Origin of the sequence: Streptomyces sp. CB03234, from assembly GCF_001905885.1 — a bacterium.
Taxonomy (GTDB): Bacteria; Actinomycetota; Actinomycetes; order Streptomycetales; family Streptomycetaceae; genus Streptomyces.
Map to the genome: position 1 here is coordinate 106,058 of NZ_LIYH01000004.1, position 22,721 is coordinate 128,778.

Annotated in this window: 23 protein-coding genes and 1 riboswitch; of the genes, 13 read left to right on the forward strand and 10 right to left on the reverse strand. The window is 72.3% G+C overall.

What is annotated here, in order from left to right:
- Window positions 1–156 precede the first annotated feature (156 nt).
- Window positions 157–1,068, reverse strand: a complete 912-nt coding sequence (locus AMK26_RS17645) for a LysR family transcriptional regulator (RefSeq protein WP_073755655.1) — start codon at window positions 1,066–1,068, stop codon at window positions 157–159.
- A 73-nt stretch (window positions 1,069–1,141) separates the two neighbouring features.
- Between AMK26_RS17645 and AMK26_RS17650 the strand changes: the two genes are divergently transcribed.
- Window positions 1,142–1,774, forward strand: coding sequence for a LysE family translocator (locus AMK26_RS17650; RefSeq protein WP_073755656.1), 633 nt, complete (start codon window positions 1,142–1,144; stop codon window positions 1,772–1,774).
- Here the strand turns inward: AMK26_RS17650 and AMK26_RS17655 are convergent.
- The 4 genes from AMK26_RS17655 to AMK26_RS17670 form a co-directional block, all read right to left on the reverse strand.
- Window positions 1,710–2,246, reverse strand: a complete 537-nt coding sequence (locus tag AMK26_RS17655; protein ID WP_073755657.1) for a DUF6328 family protein — start codon at window positions 2,244–2,246, stop codon at window positions 1,710–1,712. The genes AMK26_RS17650 and AMK26_RS17655 overlap by 65 nt on opposite strands.
- A gap of 52 nt (window positions 2,247–2,298) precedes the next feature.
- Complete coding sequence (locus tag AMK26_RS17660; RefSeq protein WP_073755658.1) at window positions 2,299–2,775, reverse strand: C40 family peptidase; 477 nt, start codon at window positions 2,773–2,775, stop codon at window positions 2,299–2,301.
- 4 nt (window positions 2,776–2,779) lie between these two features.
- Window positions 2,780–2,952, reverse strand: a riboswitch (cyclic di-AMP (ydaO/yuaA leader).
- A 328-nt stretch (window positions 2,953–3,280) separates the two neighbouring features.
- Window positions 3,281–3,598: a hypothetical protein gene (locus AMK26_RS17665; protein ID WP_073755659.1), complete on the reverse strand. Its 318-nt coding sequence runs from the start codon at window positions 3,596–3,598 to the stop codon at window positions 3,281–3,283.
- A gap of 3 nt (window positions 3,599–3,601) precedes the next feature.
- Window positions 3,602–4,210 (reverse strand): ATP-dependent Clp protease proteolytic subunit, encoded by a 609-nt coding sequence (locus tag AMK26_RS17670; protein WP_073755660.1) that lies wholly within the window; start codon window positions 4,208–4,210, stop codon window positions 3,602–3,604.
- A 62-nt stretch (window positions 4,211–4,272) separates the two neighbouring features.
- Between AMK26_RS17670 and AMK26_RS17675 the strand changes: the two genes are divergently transcribed.
- Window positions 4,273–4,608 (forward strand): type II toxin-antitoxin system Phd/YefM family antitoxin, encoded by a 336-nt coding sequence (locus AMK26_RS17675; protein ID WP_073755661.1) that lies wholly within the window; start codon window positions 4,273–4,275, stop codon window positions 4,606–4,608.
- An 81-nt stretch (window positions 4,609–4,689) separates the two neighbouring features.
- On the opposite strand, the gene AMK26_RS17680 is transcribed toward AMK26_RS17675, so the two are convergent.
- Complete coding sequence (locus tag AMK26_RS17680; RefSeq protein ID WP_073755662.1) at window positions 4,690–6,858, reverse strand: FG-GAP repeat domain-containing protein; 2,169 nt, start codon at window positions 6,856–6,858, stop codon at window positions 4,690–4,692.
- A gap of 316 nt (window positions 6,859–7,174) precedes the next feature.
- On the opposite strand from AMK26_RS17680, the gene AMK26_RS17685 reads away from it, so the two are divergent.
- From AMK26_RS17685 to AMK26_RS17710, 6 genes are read left to right on the forward strand one after another with little or no spacing between them, the layout of a single operon-like run.
- Complete coding sequence (locus tag AMK26_RS17685) at window positions 7,175–7,477, forward strand: urease subunit gamma (RefSeq protein WP_073755663.1); 303 nt, start codon at window positions 7,175–7,177, stop codon at window positions 7,475–7,477.
- Window positions 7,478–7,490: 13 nt separating this feature from the next.
- Window positions 7,491–7,802, forward strand: coding sequence for an urease subunit beta (locus tag AMK26_RS17690; protein ID WP_073755664.1), 312 nt, complete (start codon window positions 7,491–7,493; stop codon window positions 7,800–7,802).
- On the forward strand, window positions 7,795–9,516 hold the full coding sequence (locus AMK26_RS17695) for an urease subunit alpha (protein ID WP_073755665.1): 1,722 nt from the start codon (window positions 7,795–7,797) through the stop codon (window positions 9,514–9,516). The genes AMK26_RS17690 and AMK26_RS17695 overlap by 8 nt, the downstream gene beginning before the upstream one ends.
- Window positions 9,516–10,178, forward strand: a complete 663-nt coding sequence (locus AMK26_RS17700; RefSeq protein ID WP_073755666.1) for an urease accessory protein UreF — start codon at window positions 9,516–9,518, stop codon at window positions 10,176–10,178. The genes AMK26_RS17695 and AMK26_RS17700 overlap by 1 nt, the downstream gene beginning before the upstream one ends.
- A 16-nt stretch (window positions 10,179–10,194) precedes the next feature.
- Window positions 10,195–10,878 carry an urease accessory protein UreG gene (ureG, locus tag AMK26_RS17705; protein WP_073755667.1) on the forward strand — a complete coding sequence of 228 codons (684 nt, stop codon included), beginning with the start codon at window positions 10,195–10,197 and terminating at the stop codon, window positions 10,876–10,878.
- Window positions 10,875–11,618: an urease accessory protein UreD gene (locus AMK26_RS17710; protein WP_073755668.1), complete on the forward strand. Its 744-nt coding sequence runs from the start codon at window positions 10,875–10,877 to the stop codon at window positions 11,616–11,618. The genes ureG and AMK26_RS17710 overlap by 4 nt, the downstream gene beginning before the upstream one ends.
- An 11-nt stretch (window positions 11,619–11,629) precedes the next feature.
- Here AMK26_RS17710 and AMK26_RS17715 read toward each other — a convergent pair whose 3' ends face one another.
- Both AMK26_RS17715 and AMK26_RS17720 read right to left on the reverse strand, forming a co-directional pair.
- Window positions 11,630–11,920, reverse strand: coding sequence for a DUF4190 domain-containing protein (locus AMK26_RS17715; protein WP_073755669.1), 291 nt, complete (start codon window positions 11,918–11,920; stop codon window positions 11,630–11,632).
- Between the two features lie 127 nt (window positions 11,921–12,047).
- Window positions 12,048–12,761, reverse strand: a complete 714-nt coding sequence (locus AMK26_RS17720) for a lysophospholipid acyltransferase family protein (RefSeq protein ID WP_073755670.1) — start codon at window positions 12,759–12,761, stop codon at window positions 12,048–12,050.
- Window positions 12,762–13,048: 287 nt separating this feature from the next.
- On the opposite strand from AMK26_RS17720, the gene AMK26_RS17725 reads away from it, so the two are divergent.
- From AMK26_RS17725 to AMK26_RS17735, 3 genes are all read left to right on the forward strand, one after another.
- On the forward strand, window positions 13,049–13,936 hold the full coding sequence (locus tag AMK26_RS17725) for an EamA family transporter (RefSeq protein WP_073755671.1): 888 nt from the start codon (window positions 13,049–13,051) through the stop codon (window positions 13,934–13,936).
- 97 nt (window positions 13,937–14,033) lie between these two features.
- Window positions 14,034–18,020, forward strand: a complete 3,987-nt coding sequence (locus AMK26_RS17730) for a non-ribosomal peptide synthetase (RefSeq protein ID WP_073755672.1) — start codon at window positions 14,034–14,036, stop codon at window positions 18,018–18,020.
- Between the two features lie 50 nt (window positions 18,021–18,070).
- Window positions 18,071–18,310 (forward strand): MbtH family protein, encoded by a 240-nt coding sequence (locus AMK26_RS17735; protein WP_073756243.1) that lies wholly within the window; start codon window positions 18,071–18,073, stop codon window positions 18,308–18,310.
- A gap of 110 nt (window positions 18,311–18,420) precedes the next feature.
- Here the strand turns inward: AMK26_RS17735 and AMK26_RS17740 are convergent, their stop codons facing one another.
- Complete coding sequence (locus AMK26_RS17740; protein WP_073756244.1) at window positions 18,421–18,711, reverse strand: phosphopantetheine-binding protein; 291 nt, start codon at window positions 18,709–18,711, stop codon at window positions 18,421–18,423.
- A 2-nt stretch (window positions 18,712–18,713) separates the two neighbouring features.
- Complete coding sequence (locus AMK26_RS17745; RefSeq protein WP_073755673.1) at window positions 18,714–20,279, reverse strand: NAD(P)/FAD-dependent oxidoreductase; 1,566 nt, start codon at window positions 20,277–20,279, stop codon at window positions 18,714–18,716.
- Between the two features lie 374 nt (window positions 20,280–20,653).
- Between AMK26_RS17745 and AMK26_RS17750 the strand changes: the two genes are divergently transcribed.
- A complete protein-coding gene (locus AMK26_RS17750) occupies window positions 20,654–22,285 on the forward strand; it encodes an amino acid adenylation domain-containing protein (RefSeq protein WP_079277654.1) in 1,632 nt (543 codons plus the stop codon).
- Complete coding sequence (locus AMK26_RS17755; RefSeq protein ID WP_073755675.1) at window positions 22,282–22,677, forward strand: VOC family protein; 396 nt, start codon at window positions 22,282–22,284, stop codon at window positions 22,675–22,677. Before AMK26_RS17750 ends, AMK26_RS17755 begins: the two co-directional genes overlap by 4 nt.
- Window positions 22,678–22,721: the final 44 nt, after the last annotated feature.

Here is a 22,721-nt window from a genome sequence, read left to right on the forward strand (position 1 = left end):
CCCCCGCCGCCGCCCGGATCGTGGCCCCTTGGCCCCCGGCCGCTTGGCTCAGGGCATCACCCCGCCCCCGCATTGCGGGCCGGCCGCGGTCCCTTGGCCCCGGTCTGTCGGTGTCGCCCACCACCTCAGGGCCTGCCGCCCGGCTGTCGCGGGGCCCTACGCGGCGCCTCGGGCGAAGCCGCCGCGGAGGAGGGCGCGGAGTGACTGGGCGGCCGGGCCGGATTCGTCGCCGCGGTGGGCGACCGAGATGGTGCGGCGGAACGCTGCCGGGGCCAGGGGGCGTACACCCAGGGGCGCCGGGTCCATCGCGGCGACCATCTCCGGGACCACCGCCACCCCCAGGCCCGCGCTGACCAGGGCGCACACCAGGGCGTAGCCGGGGGACTCGCAGACCACCGCCGGTCGCGCGCCCGCCTCGCGGAGCGCGCCCTCCACGCCACGGCGCGGCGGATGCGCCGGGGCGCTGCTGATCAGGGGCTGGTCCGAGAGCTCCGCCACCGGGAGCCGTCCCGAGCCCTCGGCGAGGACGTGACCGGGCGCGGTCACCAGTACCAGTTCCTCGATCAGCAGCGGTTCCAGGAACACGCCCACCGGCAGCGGTTCCGCGCCGGCCGGCTCGTACGCGTGCGTCAGTGCCAGGTCGACGTGTCCGGCCGCCACCGCGGCCACCCCGCGCGGCGGCTCGTACTCGGTCACCGCCAGCTCCACGTCCGGGTGGGCGCGCCGGAACGCGCTGAGCACCGGCGGCAGCAGGTGGACCCCCACGGTGGTGAAGGTGCCGACGCGCAGCCGCCCGCCCGTGAGCCCGTTCAGCAGCGCCAGCTCGTGCCGTGCCCGTTCCATCTCGTCCAGCACCCGGCGCGCCCGCGCCACCAGCACCTCGCCCGCCGCCGTGAGCCGGGCGCCACGGTGATGCCGTACGAGCAGCGGCGCGCCCGCCTCCCGCTCCAGCTTGGCGAGCTGCTGGGAGAGCGCGGGCGGCGTGTAGCCGAGCCGCCCGGCGGCTCGGGTGATCGAACCGGCCTCGGCGACCGCGACGAGCGCGGCCAGATGTACGGGGTCGTACATTAAGCGTTCCTTTAGGCCGGGCCTCAAGATTCCACATACACGCTAAGGCCTGGAGCCAGCCAGGATGGGGGACATGGACGCACAGCTCATCGCCTTCACCGGAGTCGCCGCGGGCATGGTCGCCATGCCGGGCGCCGACTTCACCGTCGTCGTACGCAGCTCCCTGGCCTCCCGGCGCGCCGGCGTGGCCTGCGCCGTGGGCGTCGCGGGCGGGCTGGTCGTCCACACGGCCCTCGCCGTCGCGGGGCTCGCCGCGGTCCTGGTCGCGGTGCCGGTCCTCTACCGGACGCTCCAGATCGCCGGCGGCGCGTACATCCTGTACCTGGGCGTCCAGGCGGTGCGCGGGGCCCTCAAGGGGGCCACGGGGCCCGTGGAAGGCGAGGGGCAGGCGGGGCTGGGGGCAGGGCGCAGCCTCCGGCAGGGGTTCCTGACCAATGTCCTCAACCCCAAGGCGCCCGTCCTCTTCCTGAGCCTGCTGCCGCAGTTCGTGCCCGACGGGGCGGCCGTGCTGCCGCGCACCCTGCTCCTGGCGTCTATCGTGGTCGTGCTCGCCCTGGTCTGGTTCCCGGCCGTCGCGCTGCTGGTGGACCGGCTCGGGCGGTGGCTGCGACGGCCGCGTACCGCCAGGGCCGTGCAGGGCGTCACCGGTGGCGGACTCGCCGCCCTGGGTGTGTCGCTACTGGTCGCTCCGGTGGCTGGGCGCTGAGCCCGCGCCGTACGAGGTGGGGGAGCAGCCCCCACAGGCCGGCGCAGACCAGCAGGGTGAAGGCGCCCGCCGCCAGCCCCTCGGGCCGGCCGTGCACCACGTCCACGACCAGCGACACCGAGCAGGTGAGCGCCAGGGCCAGGACGGCGAGGCCGAGCCGCGCCAGGCGGGAGGACACGGCGACGATACGGGCCTTGGCGCCCTGCTGGAAGAGCGTGCGGTGCAGCGCGGCCGGGGCGGTGAGCAGCACCGCCGCCACGACGGAGAGCAGCAGCGTCCCGACGTACATCCCTCGCTGGTAGGAGTCGAGGGAGGCGAAGCGCGGTGTGAACGCCAGGGTCAGCAGGAAGGCGAACAGGATCTGGACGCCGGTCTGGGTGACGCGCAGTTCCTGGAGCAGCTCGGCGAAGTTGCGGTCGGCACGCTCCAGGGGCGTCTCGTTGCGCGCGGTGCAGGGGCTCTCGCCGGACATTCCCGACGAGTACCCCCGCACCACGGCTCATGCCCGCGGGATCACGGCAGGATCAGCGGACGCGTCCGTACCAGACCGACTTCGACCAGATCTTGTCCAGCTTCACCACCGACCCCGACTTCGGTGAGTGCCAGATCTTGTTGTTACCCGCGTAGATCCCGACGTGGTACACGTTGCTCCCGCGATGGAAGAAGACCAGGTCGCCCTTCTGCCGGCTGGAGGCGGAGATGTGGCGGGTCTTGTTGTACTGCTGCTGTGCCGTGCGCGGCAGGGTCTTGCCGGCCTGCTTGTACGAGTACAGCGTCAGGCCGGAGCAGTCGAACCGGGACGGGCCCGCGGCTCCGTACTTGTACGGTGCGCCCTTCTTGGACGCGGCGATGTTCAGCGCCTTGCTCGCGTGTGCCGGGGCGGCCTGTGCCTCGGATACGGCGCCGGGCGCCAGCATCGGGCCGCCGACGGCGGCGAGGGTGAGTGCCGAGACGGCACCGGCCCGGGACAGCAGAGACGGGACATGAATCTGCGCGGTCATTGCGCAACCCTTCGTCAGCCGCCTGTGAAGGATGACCTGTCGGGTTCGGACTGGCGAAGTTGCCCGGCCGCTGACGCGGCTTCACCCCAAGGGCGACCGATGGGACGAACATCGTTCGGTCACCCGTACTGCTTGGGTCCTCCACTCCTGCCGATCCACTCCTGTCGACCAGTCATCCGGACGGCGGCAGGACTCGGCGTCCGCCCGGACCGCCCCGCCGCGGTGGCGGGGGCTTGTCGTCGTCAGGGATCTTGACCCATGTCGGGATGAAATTCCGAGTCGAAACGGCTGTTTGTGAGGCTCCTCACGACTGATCCATTCGGGTGGACAGGGTGGATTTGGGGCCGGGCGGCGAGATACCGACGATCCCCTTACCAGGGCCGGAAGCTGATATTCCGCCAGATGTGTACAGCGGGTGCGCAACTCGCGTCGTACGAAATTCGTCCGGTTGCGTACGCTGAACGAGGGAGCGGTTCTCGTACTCCTGAGCCCATCCGGGGGAGGGCTACGTCGGTCCCACACCGCGATTCTGAGGCACCGTCACGCGTCCCGCGCGCCGCTCGCCGTCAAGCACCCGCAACGCCCGCGCCAGCGTATGGGCATGCACATCGCTCTCACCGCGCTCGTGCATCGAGGTCAGGGCGTCGCGCAGCGCCGTCGCACGCCCGACGAGGGCCTGTGCCGCGCGCAGGGCGCTGTAGGTGTGGGTGGCGCGCGCCGGGTTGATCCGCCCCAGCAGGTCGACGACTTCGAGCCAGCTGTCGACGAACGCGCTTTCGGCTCGGGTGAGTGCGGGGAGCGGCGGTGGCTCGGGTGACTGCATCGGTCACCGCTTGCGGTGGGGGACGACATGGTCGACCAGGCCGTACGCCACGGCGGCGGCCGCGTCGAAGACCGTGTCCCGCTCCAGATCGGCGTCGACGCGCTCGCGGCTCCGGCCGGTGTGGCGGGCGAGCATGCCCGCCAGTTGGCCGCGCAGCCGCAGCAACTCCCGCGCCTGGATCTCCAGATCCGACGGCTGACCGCGCAACGGCTCCTCCATGGCGGGCTGTTGGACGAGCACGCGCGCGCCGGGCAGGGCCATGCGCTTGCCGGGCGCGCCGGCGGCGAGCAGGACGGCGGCGGTCGAGGCGGCCTGGCCGATGCAGGTGGTCTCCACGTCGCACCGGACGACCCGCATGGTGTCGTAAATGGCCGACATGGCACTGAGGGGGCCGCCGGGGGAGTTGATGTAGAGCGAGATGTCCCGGTCGGGCGCGGCGTACTCGAGGTGCAGGAACTGTGCGACGACGTCGTTGGCGGCGGTGTCGTCGATGGGGGTGCCCAGGAAGATGATCCGCTCCTCCAGCAGCTTGGCGTACGGATCGAGCGTGCGGGTGCCGGAACTGGTGCGCTCGGTGAACTCGGGCAGGACGTGGCGCGCGGCGGGGCTCATGACGTGCCTCCTCGGGTCTCTGTAAAAAATGTACAGGACGTACAGGCCGTTATGATGGGAGCATGGCCTATGAGATTCCGGTGACGCAAGCCCGGGCGGAGCTCGCCGATCTGATCAACCGCGTGGTGTACGGCGGTGAACGGGTGGTCGTGACCCGTCACGGCAAGCCGCTCGTGGCACTCGTGTCGGCTGCCGACCTCGAACGACTCGAAGCGCCGGAGCAGGAGGCCGCGGAGGAGCAGGTGATCCGCTCCATCTCCACCGTCCGCGACGTCCCGTCCTCCGCCCCGGCCGACCGCGGCCGCTTCGGCATCGCCGCGGAACACCGCCCGGGCGGCCCGCACCGCGGCCCGCACCACGGGCCGCACCACGGGCCGGGCAACGGGCCGGGTCACTGACGCCACAAAAACTGGCGCCACAAAAAAGGAACCGGGGGCAGCCGGCGATGGCTCCCCCCGGTTGGCCGGTCAGTTGGCCGGTCAGTACAGGGACCGGTAGTTCTGCCAGCCCGTGGCGATGGCCAGGGTCGCCCCGAAGGAGCCCTTGCCGTCGCCCTTGTTGCGCAGCAGCTTGCCGTTGGTGTCGCGCGACAGCAGGTCGGGCAGCCCGTCACCGCTGATGTCGCCGACCCCGATGATCTCGGAGCGCCCGGCGCCCCAGTCCTGGAACAGCAGCTGCCGGGGCTTGAACGTGCCCTGCCCGGTGCCGCTGTAGCGCCACAGCTCACCGGAGGAGTCGCGGGCGAGCAGGTCGCCGTGCCCGTCGCCGTCGACGTCACCCGCGCCGATCAGGCGGTAGCCCGTCCAGCCGGTGCCGACGCGGACCGCCGCGTCCAGGCCGCCGGACGCGTTCGCCTTGTACAGGAAGAGGTAGCCCGTCGTGGTCTGCCGGGCCAGCAGGTCCGGCCGGCCGTCGCCGGTGAAGTCACCGGGCACCGCGAAGTCGTCGAAGCCGTTCCAGCCCGTACCGATCTGCACGTGCGGGTTGGCGGCGGAGGACGGGGCGAAGTCGCCCTCGCACTTCCCGCCGCTCCGCCACAGCTTGCCGTCCGTGGTCCGCAGCAGCATGTCGTCGCAGCCGTCGCCGTCGATGTCGCCGAACGGGATGAACCGGGTCGCCGGGTCCCACGGCGAGCTCGACCAGTCCCCGCCGGTGGCGCCGATGCGGTGTGCGGCGAGCTTGCCGCCCTCGGTCATGGAGTAGTACTCGCCCAGGCCGTCACCGTTGGCGTCACGGTGGGCGGTGCGCCCGCCGAGCAACTGCGTCGTGCCGCGGCTGACGACCGAGGGGCCGGTGCCGTCGCCCAGGTCGGTGCTCAGCTCCCACTGGAGCGGTCGGCTCACGGCGGGCCTGCCGTCGGCGCCGAGGCCGTCCCAGGTGGCGCGGATCGCGGCACCGTCCCGGTCGGTGCCGGAGATCTCCCGCACCGTGTTGCCGTACGCGTCACGGAAGGTCAGCTTCCAGGACGCCACCGGGCGGCTCAGCCGCCACAGTCCGGTCCACGGCGACGGGGAGGCCGCGCGCAGGTCCACCGACTCGCTCGTGCGCGTACCCAGGACCGCCAGGGGCGAGCGCGGCACGGTCACCACAGGGACGCGGATACGGCGCGCCTCGTCGACGTACGCGACGTGTCCGCCGAACTTGTCGACCGTCCACTCGCCGATGGACGGCCGCTGTGCGAGCACCGTCTCGGACGCGGGCCGACCGGCTCCTCCGTGGAAGTCCCTCAGCCGCAGCCGGGTCACGTCCGGATCGGAGTCGTCCTTCCAGGCCACGAAGCCGTCGCCCAGCTGTGCCCCCGGCGGCGCCGGTATGCCACGCCCCTCCGAGCGGTCCCACACCCCGGCGCGGCCCTCGGCGTAGCACCCCCAGTACAGCCAGCGGCCGACCGCCTGCAGATGGCTCGGCACGCACTCCGAGCCGATGTTGATGTCGGCGGACTCCGTCTTCTTGCGCAGGTCGTACGACCTGACCGTGCCCGTCGTGGTCCCGGGCTTCCACAGCGTGTCGCCCCACACGGCGGCCGCGCTCCCCGGCACGCGGTGGGCATCCGTCGAGCCGGTCTCGGACGTGTCGAAGGAGCCGACGAGCGAGCCCGGCCCGTCGGAGTTCCTGACGATGATGTACGGCCCGGACGCCCCCACCACGTTGTCGTACGGGACGTACGAGGTGACGTAGATCTGTTCGGCGGGCACCTTCCCGCCGTTGGCCTCGTGGTACGCGAGCGGGGTGTCGAGCGGGGTCCGGTAGCCCACGCGCCCGTCGCCCAGCGGCCACAGGCGGGAATCGAACTCGGCGCACGAGTACTCGCTGCCCGCGCCCTCGCACGGATAGTCCATGTAGAAGTCGCCCTGCACCAGCCGCCGCGGGCCGGGCTCCAGGCCGCCGGAGGCCGGCAGGTCGTACTCGTACAGCCCGCGACCGGTTCCGGTGTCCGCCCAGCCCACCACCGTGAGCCGGCCGCCGCCCAGGGCGATCCCCTCCGGGCTCCCGGTGCCGTTGAGCGTTCCGAACGTGATGACGGCCTCGCCCCCGTCCGTCGCGGCGGGTGCCGCCGCGGCCGGGGCCGGAGCGAGCCCGCCCACCGCCAGTGCGACGACGGCGAACCCGATGGTGCGTGTCGTGCGTCTTCTCCTGCGGATGGTCATGTCTGCCCCCCTCATGATGACGTGATCGCCCCGGATACTACGGCCGCCCGGTCGGACAACGCCCTGGTCGCGCACGGGCGTCGGGCACGTGGACCGCTCCGTATACGACTTTGTACGACCGGCTCGTGACGGCGGTCCGGGCGGCGCCTTCGGTCCATGAGCGAGCAAAGGGCCAGTTAACCTCCCGGAAAAACTTGTGCCCGAGATTGAAATATCTCTGCGCCACACTCGTTCCTGCAGGTCAACAGAGTGTTGAAGCCGGATAGTGTCCCGCTGCGCCCGGGATCACATCGGGCGGGAGACTGTGAGGTGAAACGTGCAACTGACGCCGCACGAGCAGGAGCGACTGCTCATCCACGTGGCCGCCGACGTGGCGGAGAAGCGCCGGGCACGCGGGGTGAGGCTCAACCATCCCGAAGCCGTCGCCCTCATCACCTCCCACATCCTGGAGGGCGCCCGCGACGGCCGCACCGTCGCCGAACTCATGGCGTCCGGCCGCAAGGTGCTCAGCCGCGACGACGTCATGGACGGCATCCCCGAGATGATCCACGACGTCCAGGTCGAGGCCACCTTCCCCGACGGCACCAAGCTCGTCACCGTCCATGACCCGATCGTGTGAAGGGGGCGCTTCGATGATTCCCGGAGAGATCCTGTACGCGGACGAGCCCGTGCCCCTCAACGCGGGCCGCCCCGTCACCCGCCTCACCGTGCTCAACGCCGCCGACCGGCCCGTCCAGGTCGGCTCCCACTACCACTTCGCCGAGGCCAACCCGGGCCTCGCCTTCGACCGTCCGGCCGCGCGCGGCCTGCGGCTGAACATCGCCGCCGGTACCGCCGTACGCTTCGAGCCCGGCATCCCCGTCGACGTCGAACTCGTACCGATCGCCGGGCTGCGCGTCGTCCCCGGCCTGCGTGGACAGACCGGAGGCCCCCTCGATGCCTGAACTGATCCGGCCCGTGTACGCGGACCTCTTCGGCCCCACCACCGGCGACCGCGTCCGGCTCGCCGACACCGACCTGCTCATCGAGATCGAGGAGGACCGCTGCGGCGGGCCCGGCCGCGCGGGCGACGAGGCGGTGTTCGGCGGCGGCAAGGTGATCCGCGAGTCCATGGGCCAGTCCCGTACGACGCGTGCCGAGGGTGCCCCCGACACCGTCATCACCGGCGCCGTCATCGTCGACCACTGGGGCATCGTCAAGGCCGACATCGGCATCCGCGACGGCCGGATCACCGGCATCGGCAAGGCCGGGAACCCCGACACCATGAACGGCGTCCACCCCGACCTCGTCATCGGCCCGGAGACGGAGGTCATCGCGGGCAACGGCAAGATCGTCACCGCCGGGGCCATCGACGCGCACATCCACTTCATCTCGCCGACCGTCGTCGAGCAGGCGCTCACCTCCGGCATCACCACGCTCGTCGGCGGCGGCACCGGGCCCGCCGAGGGCACCAAGGCCACCACCATCACCCCCGGCCCCTGGCACCTCACCCGGATGTTCGAGGCGCTGGAGACGTACCCCGTCAACATCGGACTGCTCGGCAAGGGCAACACCGTCTCGCGCGAGGCGATGCACTCCCAACTGCGGGGCGGCGCCCTCGGGTTCAAGATCCACGAGGACTGGGGGGCCACCCCGGCGGCCATCGACGCCTGCCTGGGCGTGTGCGAGGAGACCGGCGCGCAGCTCGCCATCCACACCGACACGCTCAACGAGGCCGGGTTCGTCGGTGACACCCTCGCCGCCATCGCGGGCCGCACCATCCACGCGTACCACACCGAGGGCGCGGGCGGCGGTCACGCCCCCGACATCATCACCGTGGTCTCCGAGCCGTACGTCCTGCCCAGCTCCACCAACCCCACCCGGCCGCACACCGTCAACACGCTCGACGAACACCTCGACATGCTGATGGTGTGCCACCACCTCAACCCGGCCGTCCCCGAGGACCTCGCCTTCGCCGAGTCCCGCATCCGGCCCTCGACCATCGCGGCCGAGGACATCCTCCACGACATGGGCGCCATCTCGATCATCTCCTCCGACTCCCAGGCCATGGGACGCGTCGGCGAGGTGATCCTGCGGACCTGGCAGACCGCGCACGTGATGAAACGACGCCGGGGCGCTCTGCCCGGCGACGGCCGCGCCGACAACCACCGCGTACGTCGCTATGTCGCCAAGTACACGATCAACCCGGCCGTCGCGCAGGGCCTCGACCACGAGATCGGCTCCGTCGAGACCGGCAAGCTCGCCGACCTCGTCCTGTGGGAGCCGGCGTTCTTCGGCGTCAAGCCGCAGACCGTGATCAAGGGCGGCCAGATCGCGTACGCGCAGATGGGCGACGCCAACGCGTCGATCCCCACGCCCCAGCCGGTCATGCCCCGCCCCATGTTCGGCGCGCTGGGCAGGGCCGCGGCGGCGGGCTCGTTCAACTTCGTCACGCAGTCCGCCCTCGACGACGGTCTGCCGCAGCGGCTCGGCCTCACCAAGGAGTTCGTGGCGATCAGGAACACCCGCGGCGTCACCAAGGCGGACATGCGCGAGAACGACGCCCTGCCGCGCGTCGAGGTCGACGCCGACACGTTCACGGTGACGATCGACGGCGATCCGGTCGCCCCGGCGCCCGCCGCCGAACTGCCCATGGCCCAGCGCTACTTCCTCTTCTGATGTCCCGGTCCGCTCTTCTCGTCCTCGCCGACGGCCGGTTCCCCGCAGGTGGCCACGCCCACTCCGGCGGCGCCGAACCGGCCGTCAAGGCGGGACGCATCCGTGACGCCCGCGACCTGGAGTCCTTCTGCCGGGGCCGCCTGCACACCAGCGGGCTCACCGCGGCCGCCCTCGCCGCCGCGGCCGCCCTCGGCCACGACCCCGCCGCGCTCGACGAGGCCGCCGACGCCCGCACCCCCTCACCCGCGCTGCGCGCCACCGCCCGCAAGCTCGGCCGCCAGATGCTGCGGGCAGCCCGCGCCACCTGGCCGAGCCCCGAACTCGACGCGCTGGCCCGGGCGTTCCCGCGCGGCGCCCACCAGCCCGTCGTCCTCGGGCTGGCCGCCCGCGCGGCGGGCCTCGGCCCAGAGGACGCGGCGCACTGCGTGGCGTACGAGACGGTCAGCGGGCCCGCCACCGCCGCCGTACGCCTGCTGAGCCTCGACCCCTTCCAGGCCACCGCCGTCCTCGCCCGCCTCGCGCCCGACATGGACCAGGTCGCCGCCCGGGCCGCCGATGCCGCCCGCGGCGGCGTCGACGCCCTGCCGGCCGCGTCCGCGCCGCTGCTCGACATCACGGCCGAGCAGCACGCGGCCTGGCCCGTACGCCTGTTCGCCTCCTGAGAACCCTGGAGAAGTCATGCACCTCGACCACGACCACACCGGCCCCGCCGCCGTCAGCGCCGACGCCCACCGCCCCGACGGAACGCGCCGCGCCCTGCGTATCGGCCTGGGCGGACCCGTCGGGTCCGGCAAGACCGCCACCGTCGCCGCCCTGTGCCGGGAACTGCGCGACCAGCTGTCCCTCGCCGTCGTCACCAATGACATCTACACCCGCGAGGACGCCGAGTTCCTGCTGCGCAACGCCGTCCTGCCGCCCGAGCGCATCCAGGCCGTGGAGACCGGCGCCTGCCCGCACACCGCGATCCGCGACGACATCTCCGCAAACCTCGAAGCGGTGGAGGACCTGGAGGACGCGGTCGGCCCGCTCGACCTCATCCTGGTCGAGTCCGGTGGCGACAACCTCACCGCCACCTTCTCCAAGGGCCTCGTCGACGCCCAGATCTTCGTCATCGACGTCGCGGGCGGTGACGACATCCCGCGCAAGGGCGGCCCCGGCGTCACCACCGCCGACCTGCTCGTCATCAACAAGACCGACCTCGCCCCGTACGTCGGCTCCGACCTGGAGCGGATGGCCCGCGACGCCAAGGAGCAGCGCGGCGACCTGCCCGTCCTGTTCACCTCGCTCACCGGCGAGCAGGGTGTCGCACCGGTCGCGCAGTGGGTACGGGGCCGGCTCGCCGCCTGGAACGCCCGAGGATGAGCGTCCACGCCACCGCGCGGATCGAGGCCACCCCCGCCGGGCTGCCCGTACTGGAGAGCGCCGGGCCGCTCGCGCTGCGCCGCACCCGCGCCACCGGCCCGTACACCCGTGTCACCGTCGTCGGCGCGATGACCGCGCCGCTCGGCGGCGACCGGCTGGCCGTCGAGGCGGTGGTACGGGACGGGGCGCGGCTCACCGTCGACTCGGCGGCCGCGACGGTCGCGCTGCCCGGCCGGGGCGCCGCCGGGCCGGCGACGTACGACGTGCGGCTGACGGTCGGCGAGGGAGCGGAGCTGCGCTGGCTGCCGGAGCAGCTGATCTCCGCGTACGGCTCCGATCTCCGGATGCGTACGACGGTCGAACTGGCCGCCGGCGCCCGGCTCGTCCTGCGCGAGGAGCAGATCCTGGGCCGCCACGGCGAACGGCCCGGCACCCTCGCCACCCGCCTCACCGTCCACCGAGCCGGCCGCCCCCTGCTGGACCAGGAACTGTCCTACGGTCCGGGGGCGGCCGGCGGCTGGGACGGGGGAGCGGTGCTGGCGGGGCACCGGGCCGTCGGTCAACTCCTCGTGGTGGACCCGGACTTCGACGACAAGCCGGCCGAGCCGCGCCTCATCGGCGACACCGCCGCCATCACGCCCCTCGCCGGGCCCGCCGCCCTGGTGACGGCGGTCGCCCCGGACGCGCTGTGCCTGCGGCGCGTCCTGGACGAGGCGCTGACGGCGCTGGTGCCCCTGTGACGGCCGCCCGGTCAGCCGCCGACGTACCAGGTGAAGCCGCCGGACGACGCGGCGACGGCCAGCAGGATGGCGAAGACCACCAGGTCGACGATGCCGAGGACGATCGCGGCCTTCGCCATGCCCGCGCCGTTCTTGACCGGCGCCTGCCTGAGGCCGACCGCGCCGAAGATGATGGCCAGCGGCCCGAGGATGACGTTGAGGAACAGCACGCCGATGATGCCGCAGACGAGCCCGGCGATGGCGAGACCGTTCGTACGGGACCGCGCCTGCCCGTGCGTACCGCTGGTGCCGTAACCGGCCATGGGAACTCTCCCTGTTTTGGGGGGACTTGTGAACGTCCGTGTTGCCCGATGTGCCGATACCATGCCCGCCGGGTGAGAACTCCGTGCCGGTCCGCCCGTGCGATGGTGCGCCCGGCGGCGGCCCCGCTCACCGCCGGAACTTCGGGAACCTCCGCGGCTGGGAGCCCTGCTGGGCTTCCTTCACCCTGGCCGCGTAGTCGTCCACGTACTCCTGGCCCGACAGCGCGAGGATCCGGTACATGATCTCGTCGGTCACGGCACGCAGCACCGTCTTGTCGTTCTCCATCCCGGCGTACCGCGAGAAGTCCAGCGGCTCACCGAACCGGATCGTCACCCGTTTGATCTTCGGTACGACCTGGCCGGGCGGCTGGATCTCGAACGTCCCGACCATCGCGCACGGGATCACCGGAACCCCCGCCTTCAGGGCCATGACGGCGACCCCGACCTTGCCCTTGTAGAGCCGCCCGTCGTGCGAGCGTGTCCCCTCCGGGTAGATGCCCAGCAGCTCGCCCTTGGCCAGCACCCCGAGCCCCTCGCGGATCGCCGCTTGGCCGGCCTCCTTGCCGGAGCGGTCCACCGGGATCTGCCCGGCGCTGCGGAAGAACGCGGCGGTCAGCCGGCCCTTGACGCCGGGGCCCGTGAAGTACTCCTGCTTCGCGAGGAAGGTGATGCGCCGCTTGAGGACGACGGGCATCAGGAAATGGTCCGAGAAGGACAGGTGGTTGCCCGCGACGATCGCGGCGCCGTCCTCCGGGATGTGTTCCAGTCCCTCGGTCCTCGGCCGGAACAGCAGCCGCAGCACCGGTCCGAGGAAGACGTATTTGAGCAGGTAGTAGAACACTGGGCTGGCTCCCCACTCTCCCGGCCGGGCCTCTCAGCTGTGTGACCACCTCTGATCGGACCTCGTGCTGACGCGCTGCCTTTTTTAACGGAGCGTCAGGCCATTGTGTCCCATCCTCGACCGCTTACCCATGCATTGCCGCTGCAGGCATGACCGCCGCCCATGGTGGCCGAAAGCCTCCGCCCCCTCGCTTCCGGGGATCGAACACAGGCGCGGGTGCGGGCTAGGGTGTGCGCCTGCCGGACCATCCCGCCCGATCTCTTCGCCATGGGCTGAAGGGGGACCGTATGGTTGACACGCACAACGCGTCCGGGCTCGCGTTGCTCGCCGCGGCCACCTTCGGAACCGCCGACTACCTCGGTGGGCTCTCCACCCGGCGCACGGGTCTCGCCTCGACCGCCCTCGCGGCGCAACTCGCCGGCTGTGTCGCCCTGCTGGTGGCCACAGCGGCGCATACGGGCAATCCGACGTTGCGGGACCTGCTGTGGGGAGCCGCGGCCGGTGTCGCGGACTGCGCGGGTCTTCTGCTGTTGTTCAAGGCGCTGTCCATCGGGGCCATGGCGGGGGTGGCACCGGTCTCCGGGGTGGTGTCCAGCGCGTTGCCCGTCGTGGCAGGTGTGTTCTTCGGGGAGCGCGTCGCGGGGGTGCAGTGGGCCGGGATCGTTGTCGGGGTGATCGCGGTCGCGGCCGTCAGCCTGCCCGGCAGGTCGTCGGGCGAAGCCGCGCCGGGCGGCGCCGGCGGGGCGGAGCTGTGGCGTCCGCTCCCCATGGTGCTGGGCGCGGTCGCGGGAAGCGGATTCGCCCTCTACTACATCCTGTTCAGCCGTATTTCGGACGACTCGGGTGTCGCCCCCGTCCTCAGTGCCCGCATCGCCTCGGCGGTGGTGGTCGTCGTGTGGGTCGGCTGGCTGGTCAAACGGCGGGCGGAGCCCCTGGCACCCCCGCGCCGGCTGGGTACGGCCGTGGCGTCGGGGGTGCTGGCGTCGGCGGGGAACCTGGTGCTCGTCCTGGCCCTGAGGGAGGGGCAGCTCGGGCTGGTCGCCGTCCTGGCGTCGCTGTATCCCGCGGTTACGGTGCTGCTGGCGCTCGCCATCCTGCGTGAGCGGCCGGGTCCGTGGCAGCTGGTCGGCATCGGCGCGGCCGTCGCGGCGGTCGGCATGATCTCCGCGGCGTGACGTTCGCCCGCGCCGACACCTTCCCCTCCGCAGAAGACGCCGAGGTCGTCCCGTCCCGAAGCCGCCGCAACATCACGGGGAACGCGAGGAGCGCGCAGTGAGCATCGAACGGCGAATCATGAACCCGTACCCGCTGGAGCGGGCTCCCCGGCCGGACGGCCATCCGCTGTCGGCGGGCCAGGAACGCCTGTGGTGGCAGCGCCAGGCGGACGACGGTGCCCGCTACCACGTCACCGGCGGCTGGCACTGGGGGGCGGAGGTCGATCCGGACGCGCTCACACGCGCGCTGGACGCGCTGGTGCGGCGCCACGAGATCCTGCGTACCGCCTTCGTCCTGGGAGAGGACGGGACGGTGACCGCGCGGCTCCGGGACGGGGTGCGCGTTCCGGTGCGCTGTGCGGGCAAGGACTGGGCGGAAGCCGTGGCAGACGCCGCTCGCCGGCCGTTCGACCTGGCCGCGCCACCGCTCGCACGGGCGGTGGTGGCCCGGTTGGACGACGGGTACGGACTGTTCGTCGCCCAGCACCACATCGTGTCCGACCGCTGGTCGATGGACGTGTTCGGCCGTGACCTGTACGAACTGTACGCGGCCGAGTGCGAGGGGCGTTCCCCCCGGCTGCCGGTGCCGCAGCTTCAGTTCGGGGACTACGCGCTGTGGCAGCGCCGGTTGCAGGCGAGTGAGGCGCTGCGGCCGGTGACCGAGCGCTGGCTGCGGCGGCTGGACGGCTGGGAGCGACTGGAGCTGGTGACGGACCACCCCAGGCCGACGGCGGACGCGGACGACGATGCCGGGCGGGAGGCCGTCGTGACCCTGTCCTCCGACGACACGGACGCCGTGTCGGCCCTGGCCTGGCGGAGCCGCGCGAGCCAGGCCGTCGTGGTCACCGCCGCGCTGGCCGCGACACTGAAGGCGTTCACGGGACAGCACGACGTCGTCATCGGCGCGATGCTCTCCGACCGGCCCAGCCCCGAGCTCCACGACGTGATGGGATTCTTCGTCAACACCGTGGTTCTCCGCGTCGACCTGTCGGGAGATCGGCTGACGTTCCGCCAGGTCATTCGGCGTACGCGCGACGCGTGGATGTTCGCCGACGCCCATCAGGACGTGCCGTTCGAGCGGCTGGTGGCAGCGCTGGGCGCCGGGGCCGGTGCGGGCCGCCATCCCCTGTTCGACATCACGGTCAACCACGCCGGCGGCCGACCCGGGGCGGAGGAGGGAGGCGGCACACCACCCGCCTGGGAGCCCCCGCTGCCGACGACGGCCCGATTCGACCTGTCCTTGCACACCAGGGTGGTGGACGGCCGCCTGCGGGCGGGTTTCCTCTACCGCCCCGCCCTCTTCGACCACGCCACCGTGACCGCCCTGGCCGAGCGCTTCGTACGGCTGCTGGAGCAGGGGGCGCGTGCGCCCGACGTACCCCTGGCGGACCTCGACCTGCTGGACCGCGCGGAGCGGGAACGGCTGTGGCGCTGCAACGATCCGGCGGACTCCCCCGGGGCCACGGTCGTGGAACTCGTACGGAACCAGGTGCGCCTGCGGCCCACGACCGCCGCCGTCACCGGGGCCCGGGAGGTGCTGTCCTACGCCGAACTCGAACGTCGCGCCACCAGGCTGGCACACCGCCTGGCGGCGTACGGGGCGGGCCCCGAGCGGGTGATCGCCGTGTGCCTGGAACGGACCACGGACGTCCCCGTGGTGCTCCTGGCCGTGGCGCTGACGGGCGCGGCCTACCTGCCGCTCGACCCGGGTCTTCCCGCCGAACGGCTGCGGTTCCTCCTCGACGACGCCGGGGCGATCCTCCTCGTCGTCCAGCCCGCCCTGCGGGCACGGCTTCCCGGGACGGACGTACCGCTGCTGGTGTACGACGGCGACCCGGCCGCGACGACGGAAACGGCCCCGGAGGCGCCGGCCGGGGACGACGTGCCGAGGGCCTTCCCGGCACCGGACCCCGACAGCGCCGCCTACCTGATTTCCACCTCCGGCTCCACCGGGACGCCCAAGTGCGTCACGATCACCCACCGCGCCCTGGGGCGGCTGGTGTCCGGCGCCCCGCGCTACCTGGATGTCGGTCCCGGTACGACGTTCCTCCAGACCGGTCCGCTCTCCTTCGACGTGGCCGTGCTCGAATGGGCGCCACTCGCCCATGGCGGCCGAGTGGCGGTGGTGGACACGGGCGCGCTGCTGGAGGAGCTGGGCCCCGCGCTCAGAGCGCACCGTGTCACCACCCTCAAGCTCGTCTCGCCCCAACTCGACCTCGTCGTCGAGCGTGGTCCCGCCGCACTCGCCGGGCTGCGTGAACTGGTGGTGGGCGGCGACGTGGTCAACCCCCGCAGCTTCGAGGCGGTGCGGCGCGCGCTGCCGGGCTGTCGCGTCCTCGCGTCGTACGGCCCCACCGAGAGCACCGTCCTGGCGACCGTGTCCACGGGCCCCGTTCGGGCCGGGCGGGTTCCCCTGGGGCACGCCGTGCCGTACACCCGGGTCTACATCCTCGACGAGGACCTGCGGCCGGTTCCCGTCGGCATGCGCGGGGAGATCCACCTGGCCGGAGACGGGCTGGCCCGCGGATACCACCGCCGGCCCGGGGCGACCGCGGCGGCTTTCCTGCCCGACCCGTTCGGGCCCCCCGGCTCCCGGATGTACCGCACCGGGGACCTGGGCCGGTACCTCGCGGACGGCACCATCGACTTCCTGGGGCGCGCCGACCGGCAGGTGAAGATCCGCGGCTACCGGATCGAGACGTCGGAGATCGAGCACGCCCTGTTGCGCGAGCCGGCGGTCGCGTCGGCCGTGGTCGTCGCCACCGACCTGGACACGGGTCCGGCGCTGGTCGCGTACGTGGTCCCCGCCGCCTCCCATCCCTTCGACCCCGCGGAACTGCGCCGGTGCCTGGCCGCACGCCTGCCCGCTTACATGCTTCCCGCGCACATCGTCGAGCTGTCGCGGCTGCCGCTGACGGTACGCAACAAGGTGGACCGCTCGGCACTGCCGCCGCCGCGCCCGGCACGCCCCTCCTCCGCCTCTTCCGCCTCTTCCGTCTCCTCCGTTTCCTCCGCCTCCTCCGCCTCCTCCGCCTCCTCCTCCGTCCCGGTGGCTCGCGCCGGTGCCGCGAACGCCCTGGAGGAGCGGGTCTGTGAGGCCTGGTCCACGGTTCTGGGGCATCCGCTGTCCGGGACGGACGACTTCTTCACATGCGGCGGCCACTCGCTGCTGGTGCCCCGGGCGACGGCCGCCGTGCGCAACCTCCTCGGCCGCGAGGTGCCGCTGCGGCTGATGCTGCGCCATCGCACCCCGGCCGCGTACGCCTCGGCGCTGCTGGAGGAGGGCGCTGCCGGCCTTGACGGGACGCCCGGCCCAGGCGGGACGGCGGACGCTCCGTACCGCCTGGAGCGGTCGACCTGGCGCGCCAATGGCCTCGACGGCGAGCGCCGCGTCGACTTCTACGCCTCGGGCGCCGGACAGGGCGGGGACGTGCCCAGGTGGGGGCTCGTGGTGCTGGACGGTGGCGAGTTCGTGGACGTGGTCCGGCTTCCGGCCATACTCCAAGGGCTGGTGGAACGGAGTGCGGTGCCCACCGTCACAGCCGTCTTCGTCAGCCCCGGCTCCTGGCGGGGACGCCGTGAGGAACTCCTCGCCGACGGCTATGTCGATCTGCTCGCCGACGAGGTCGTCCCCCTGCTGGAGGCGTGGACGCCGGCGGAGCGGCCGAGGCCGGTGTTCTGCCTCGGGGCCAGTCTCGGCGGGGTGGCGGCGGTCCGCGCCGCGCTGCGCCGCCCCGACCGGTTCGCGGGCGCGGTCGCCCTGTCGAGCCCGCTCTCCGACCACCGTCTGGAGCCGGTGGACGGCGGGCGCGCAGCCGTGTCGTCGCGCCTGTATCTGCACGCCGGCCGGGGGGAGGCGGACCTCGTCCTCGCCGATGGGAACGACCTGCCGACCGGGGTTTCCAGGACCGGAGAGCGGCTGCGCCGCGCGGGTCACGCCGTCACCTGTGCGTACGGCGCCGGAGGGCACACCTACGCCGCCTGGCAGAACGCCCTGCCGGAGGCGCTCACCTGGCTCGCCGCGGGCGAGCGGACGAGGAGCTGATTCCCATGAACGACACGAAAGACACGAACGAAACGAAAGACACGAACGACATCCTCCGGGCCGAGCCGGAGCGGAGCCAGGAGCGCCGCTACCAGGTCGTCGCCAACGACGAGGAGCAGTACTCGGTGTGGCCCACCGACCGGGACCTGCCCGCCGGATGGCACCGCGCCGGTCCTTCGGGGACGCGCGAGGAATGCCTGGCCCACATCGACGAGGTGTGGACCGACCTGCGTCCACTGAGTGTGCGGCGCCGCATGGCGGGCGGGACCGGCGACTCCCCGGAGCGGTGAGCGCGCTCACGGGGGGGCACTCACGTCCGGCGACGCCGTGGCCCGCCGGCCCCCTTCCCCGGTTTCACCGGTCGGAACGAACCGGGGCCACGGCATCGCGCGCGCCGGGATCAGCCGCCGACCCGGTCCCGTCCGCTCGGGTCGTCCTGGCCGGCCAGCGCCTCCTCCACCGCCGCGGCGATGGAGCGTATGGTGCCGAAAGTGGCCTCGTTCAGCCGGTGTTCGGGGAGTTCGAGGTCGAAGCCGTCCTCCAGGGCGAGCATGATCCCCATGCAGTTCAGCGAGGTCATCCCCAGGTTCCACAGGTCGTCGTCGGGCCCTGGTTCACCGCCCCGGAGGACGAAGCCGAGCTGCTCGCCGACAATGGCCCGTACGGTCTCCACCGTGGTCGGTGCAGGCATGATCACCGCTCTCCTTCCCGTGCTTCCGTCGTCCGTGCGATCCCCGGTTCCCCGCCGCTCGTGGCGCCCGCCGTCGCCGGGGGGTGTACCGCCCCGGTGAGGGCCTCGCCGCGGCGCAGGTAGCGGGCGATGCGGCGGGCACCCGTCAGGCTGCCGGCCGCGTACCACAGCACGTCCGGGGCGAGTCCGTAGTCGATCCCCAGCCGCTCGTACACCTGGGTGGCATGGAGTCGGTACGAGTTGGCGAGCTGGGCGGTCGTCATCTGCGGGGCGGCCTGTGCGCCCGTCTCGAACCACGCGGCCAGGGTGTGTTCGACGTACTCCTCCACGGAGTACTCCAGGGTGCGGGTCTCGATGGGGCGGCGCACCGGGGTGAACATGGGGTCGATGACGCCGGGGCGCCCTTGCAGTTCATTGGCGACGTGCGTGGCGAGAAGTGGTGCGCAGTGGAAGCCGTCGCGGTAGGTGCCGGTCATCAGGTACAGACCGGGGACGGGCAGCGCGCCGATCAGCGGGAACCCGTCGAGGGTCATCGGACGATTGCCGGTGAGGTAGCGGACGACGTCGTGACGCGCGATGTCCTCGTCCAACTGCTGCATGGCGTACTGGGCGAGGAACCGGACGTCGCCCACGGGAACGACATCGGTGGGGCGGTCGACCAGGCGGTTGGTGGCACCCAGGTACTCCATGCCAGGACCGGCGGGCACGACGTGCAGTCCGCAGGCGAAGCCGCGGTTGGGGGTGCGGACCACGCTGCGGAACGGTTCACCGACGACCCGTCGGGAGAGCATCGCGAAGCCGAGCCCGGGAAACGTCGGCATCAGAGCACCGTCGAGGAAGGGTTGGACCAGCTGTTCGCTGGCAGCTCCGGCCGCCACGACGACGGTGCCGGCCTCGATGAGCCGGCCGTCGTCCAGTTCGACCCCGGTGACGGCGTCGGAGCCGCCGGTCAGCCGCCGCACGGTGGCGTCCACCAGGGCCACGCCGTCGCGGAGTAATCGTTCCTGCACGGCGTTGAGTACGGCACGGGCGTCGACGGCCCCCTCGGTGGGCAGCCGCACCGCGCGCAGCGCCCGGGACTCGGTCCTCGGCCGATAGCCGGGGATGGTGCGCGGATCCACTTCCTCCCAGGGCTGCTTGTACTCGTCGAGCGCGGCGAGCATCGCCTCGAAGTTGATCGAGTCCAGTTCCGCGCCGACGGCGTTCAGGATGACGTGGGTCTCGTCGGCCGTGCGGAGAGGCGGCCGGCCCGGGGCGTCGTCCTCCAGGCCGCTCACCACGTCCTCCCACCGCTCGTGGGCGGCGAAGGCCATCTCGAAGCGGCTGCGCTGTGGCCGGTTGCGCAGGGTTTCCCGGGTGACCTCGCCGAAGCAGCCGAGCATCGCCCCGGCGGCCTGGCTCGCGCCGCCTCCCCGCGCCCAGGGGCCTACGACGGTGACGGAGCCGAATTGTCGTCGCATCAGTTCATCGGCGAGGAACAGGCCAAGGGCGCCATTGCCGACGATGACGACGTCGGCCCGGCCGGGCGGTTGTCCGTCGACGGGGGTCGGGACCTTTCCCAGGGGCATAAATCCTCCGAGGAGTGCGTGGGCGTGCGATGTATTCACGGCCCGTACCGGGTATTGCACGGGCCGCATTGCCGGAAAGTGGCTGAAAAACCGTACTCGCGGTCATGGGTGATTCGGCCGGTCGTACCGCGACGCGAACGCCGTGCAAAGGACGGCTGAACGGCCGGACAAGCGACCCGACATGGGAAAATGACCGAGCCTGGCCTCGTCGGGTGTGATCCCGGCGTGAGCGGACCGGTTGCTGAGGACGCTTGCGGGATCGGTACGGCGGTTCCGGATCGACTGGCGTCTCTTCATCGGCTCTCCACTCGACGGGAGTGCGATCCTGGCCGAGTATAGGCACTCCGTTCGAGCGCCGAAATGGCTCTGCCTACATGGTTGTCGCTCTACCCGGCCTTCCTGGAGGTGTTGTGCGCGCCGACCGCCCAAACGGAACGTTGTCGTCAACTCCCCGTACCGTGTGTGACCTCCTGTCATTGCAGATAAAGGAACGTCCGCACGCAACCGCCGTCAAGACCCCGAACCATTCCTGGACCTTTTCCCAACTCCACGATTCCGTGCAGAACCTGAGCCTCCGGATGTCCCGGTCCGGTGTACAACAGGGAACGCTGGCGGGTCTTCTGGCGCGGCGGGGACCCGCCGCGCTGTTCGGTCTGCTGGCCGTCCTGCGGTGCGGCGCCGCGTGCCTTCCCCTGGACCCGGACGATCCGCCCCGACGCGTCCGCCGTGTGATCGAGGAGACCGGCTGCGTGACCGTGCTCGTCGAGGCCCCGCTCGATTCGTACCCGGAGGCACTGGTCATCACGGGGTTCGACGACCCCGACCACGGCGGCCTCAGCTCCGCAGGCGGTTCCGCCGGTCCCGGCGCGGCCCCGTTCACCGGTCCCGCACCGGACGATCTCGCGTACGCGATCACGACATCGGGGTCCACGGGGCGGCCGAAGGCGGTCGCGGTCCCACACGACGCCCTCTTCAACCTGATCAGCACCTCGAAGGACGACTTCGAACTGGTACCGGAGCGCGACGTGGTGCTCTGGACGTCCCGCCCCTCCGTCGACGTCTCGGTGCAGGACTGCCTGATGGCCCTCTGCCACGGCGCGACCGTGGCCATCCCGGAGGACCAGGGCTTCCTGCCCCGCAGCATCCTCAAAGCCGCGAGCAGCCTGGGTGCCACGGTGGTGGACCTCCCAGCGGCGGTGATCGGTCCGTACGGCCGGGCTCTCCTGCCTCGGCTGGCCGAGGCGGGCGTACGGCTCGTCATCACCGGCGGCTCCCTGCTCGACGGAGCCGGTGTCACCGGGGCGCCCCCGTCCCTGACGGTGGTCAACGCCTACGGGCCGACAGAGGCGACCGTCACCGCCACGCTCCACCGCTGCGACCCTGCCCCGCCCCGGCGCGTCCCCATCGGGCGGCCCATCCGCGGCGTGCGGGCCCATGTCCTCGACGACGACCTGGCTCCCGTACCGGCCGGCCGGGCGGGCCAGCTGTACCTCGCCGGCGACGGCCTGGCCTGGGGCTACCTGGGGCGTCCGGCTCGCACCGCCGCCGTCTTCCTGCCCGACCCCTTCGCCGGCCGCCCCGGCGCCCGGATGTACGCGACCGGCGACCGGGTACGCCGGCTGCCCGACGGGACGCTGGAGTTCCTCGACCGTATGGACAACCAGGTGAAGGTCAGCGGGTTCCGCATCGAGATCGGCGAGGTGGAGGAGGCACTGCTGCACTGCCCCGGGGTGCGGGACGCCGCCGTGGTCCTGCGCGACGACGCCCCGGGAGGACCGGCGCTCCTCGCCTGCCTGGTGGGCGACGCCGGCGTCGACGGCACACTGACGGAGGTTCTCCGTACCCGCCTGCCGGCCCATATGATCCCCGGCTTCCGCCGCTGGCTGGACGTGCTGCCACTCACCCCACAGGGCAAGGTCGACCGCGGCGCGCTGAGCACACTGCCGCTCGCGGGCCCCGGCGCCGGGGGTGACGGCCGCCGGGATGGGGGCACAAGAGGTGCATGACCGTACCCAAGAAGAGTGTCCTGGTCCTGGACAGTGCCGAACCCGAGGCGCTGGCGGAGTTCTACGCCAAGCTCCTCGACGCGACGACGCGACGCGGAACCGATCCCGACTTCATCGAGGTGGCCGGCCACCACGGCGTATGCCTGGCCGTACGGCGCGATCACGGCTACGCGCCGCCGAGTTGGCCCCGGCCCGACGACTCCCAGCAGGCCCACCTGCACATCCTGGTGGCCCAGGACGACATGGACGAGGCGGAGCGCGAGGCGGTCGGTCTGGGCGCCCGGCCGGTGGAGACCAGGGACAACTCCGGCCCGCGGGACGTGCGGACGTACTCCGACCCGGCCGGTCACTCCTTCACCCTGGTCGCCCGGGAAGGCCGGTCGGCGGCGTAGGCGTGTCCTAGGGAGCCCAGAGGGGCGCGAGGTTACTCATGCGT

Excerpts from the sequence above, each read along its gene's own strand:
- AMK26_RS17715 (WP_073755669.1), bottom strand. The coding sequence starts at position 11,920 with ATGGCCGGTTACGGCACCAGCGGTACGCACGGGCAGGCGCGGTCCCGT.
- AMK26_RS17755 (WP_073755675.1), top strand. The coding sequence starts at position 22,282 with ATGACCGTACCCAAGAAGAGTGTCCTGGTCCTGGACAGTGCCGAACCC.
- AMK26_RS17710 (WP_073755668.1), top strand. The coding sequence starts at position 10,875 with ATGAGCGTCCACGCCACCGCGCGGATCGAGGCCACCCCCGCCGGGCTG.
- AMK26_RS17655 (WP_073755657.1), bottom strand. The coding sequence starts at position 2,246 with ATGTCCGGCGAGAGCCCCTGCACCGCGCGCAACGAGACGCCCCTGGAG.
- AMK26_RS17690 (WP_073755664.1), top strand. The coding sequence starts at position 7,491 with ATGATTCCCGGAGAGATCCTGTACGCGGACGAGCCCGTGCCCCTCAAC.
- AMK26_RS17745 (WP_073755673.1), bottom strand. The coding sequence starts at position 20,279 with ATGCCCCTGGGAAAGGTCCCGACCCCCGTCGACGGACAACCGCCCGGC.
- AMK26_RS17750 (WP_079277654.1), top strand. The coding sequence starts at position 20,654 with ATGGTTGTCGCTCTACCCGGCCTTCCTGGAGGTGTTGTGCGCGCCGAC.
- AMK26_RS17740 (WP_073756244.1), bottom strand. The coding sequence starts at position 18,711 with ATGCCTGCACCGACCACGGTGGAGACCGTACGGGCCATTGTCGGCGAG.
- AMK26_RS17660 (WP_073755658.1), bottom strand. The coding sequence starts at position 2,775 with ATGACCGCGCAGATTCATGTCCCGTCTCTGCTGTCCCGGGCCGGTGCC.
- AMK26_RS17675 (WP_073755661.1), top strand. The coding sequence starts at position 4,273 with ATGGCCTATGAGATTCCGGTGACGCAAGCCCGGGCGGAGCTCGCCGAT.
- AMK26_RS17670 (WP_073755660.1), bottom strand. The coding sequence starts at position 4,210 with ATGAGCCCCGCCGCGCGCCACGTCCTGCCCGAGTTCACCGAGCGCACC.
- AMK26_RS17645 (WP_073755655.1), bottom strand. The coding sequence starts at position 1,068 with ATGTACGACCCCGTACATCTGGCCGCGCTCGTCGCGGTCGCCGAGGCC.
- AMK26_RS17725 (WP_073755671.1), top strand. The coding sequence starts at position 13,049 with ATGGTTGACACGCACAACGCGTCCGGGCTCGCGTTGCTCGCCGCGGCC.
- AMK26_RS17665 (WP_073755659.1), bottom strand. The coding sequence starts at position 3,598 with ATGCAGTCACCCGAGCCACCGCCGCTCCCCGCACTCACCCGAGCCGAA.
- AMK26_RS17700 (WP_073755666.1), top strand. The coding sequence starts at position 9,516 with ATGTCCCGGTCCGCTCTTCTCGTCCTCGCCGACGGCCGGTTCCCCGCA.
- AMK26_RS17680 (WP_073755662.1), bottom strand. The coding sequence starts at position 6,858 with ATGACCATCCGCAGGAGAAGACGCACGACACGCACCATCGGGTTCGCC.
- AMK26_RS17695 (WP_073755665.1), top strand. The coding sequence starts at position 7,795 with ATGCCTGAACTGATCCGGCCCGTGTACGCGGACCTCTTCGGCCCCACC.
- AMK26_RS17650 (WP_073755656.1), top strand. The coding sequence starts at position 1,142 with ATGGACGCACAGCTCATCGCCTTCACCGGAGTCGCCGCGGGCATGGTC.
- ureG (WP_073755667.1), top strand. The coding sequence starts at position 10,195 with ATGCACCTCGACCACGACCACACCGGCCCCGCCGCCGTCAGCGCCGAC.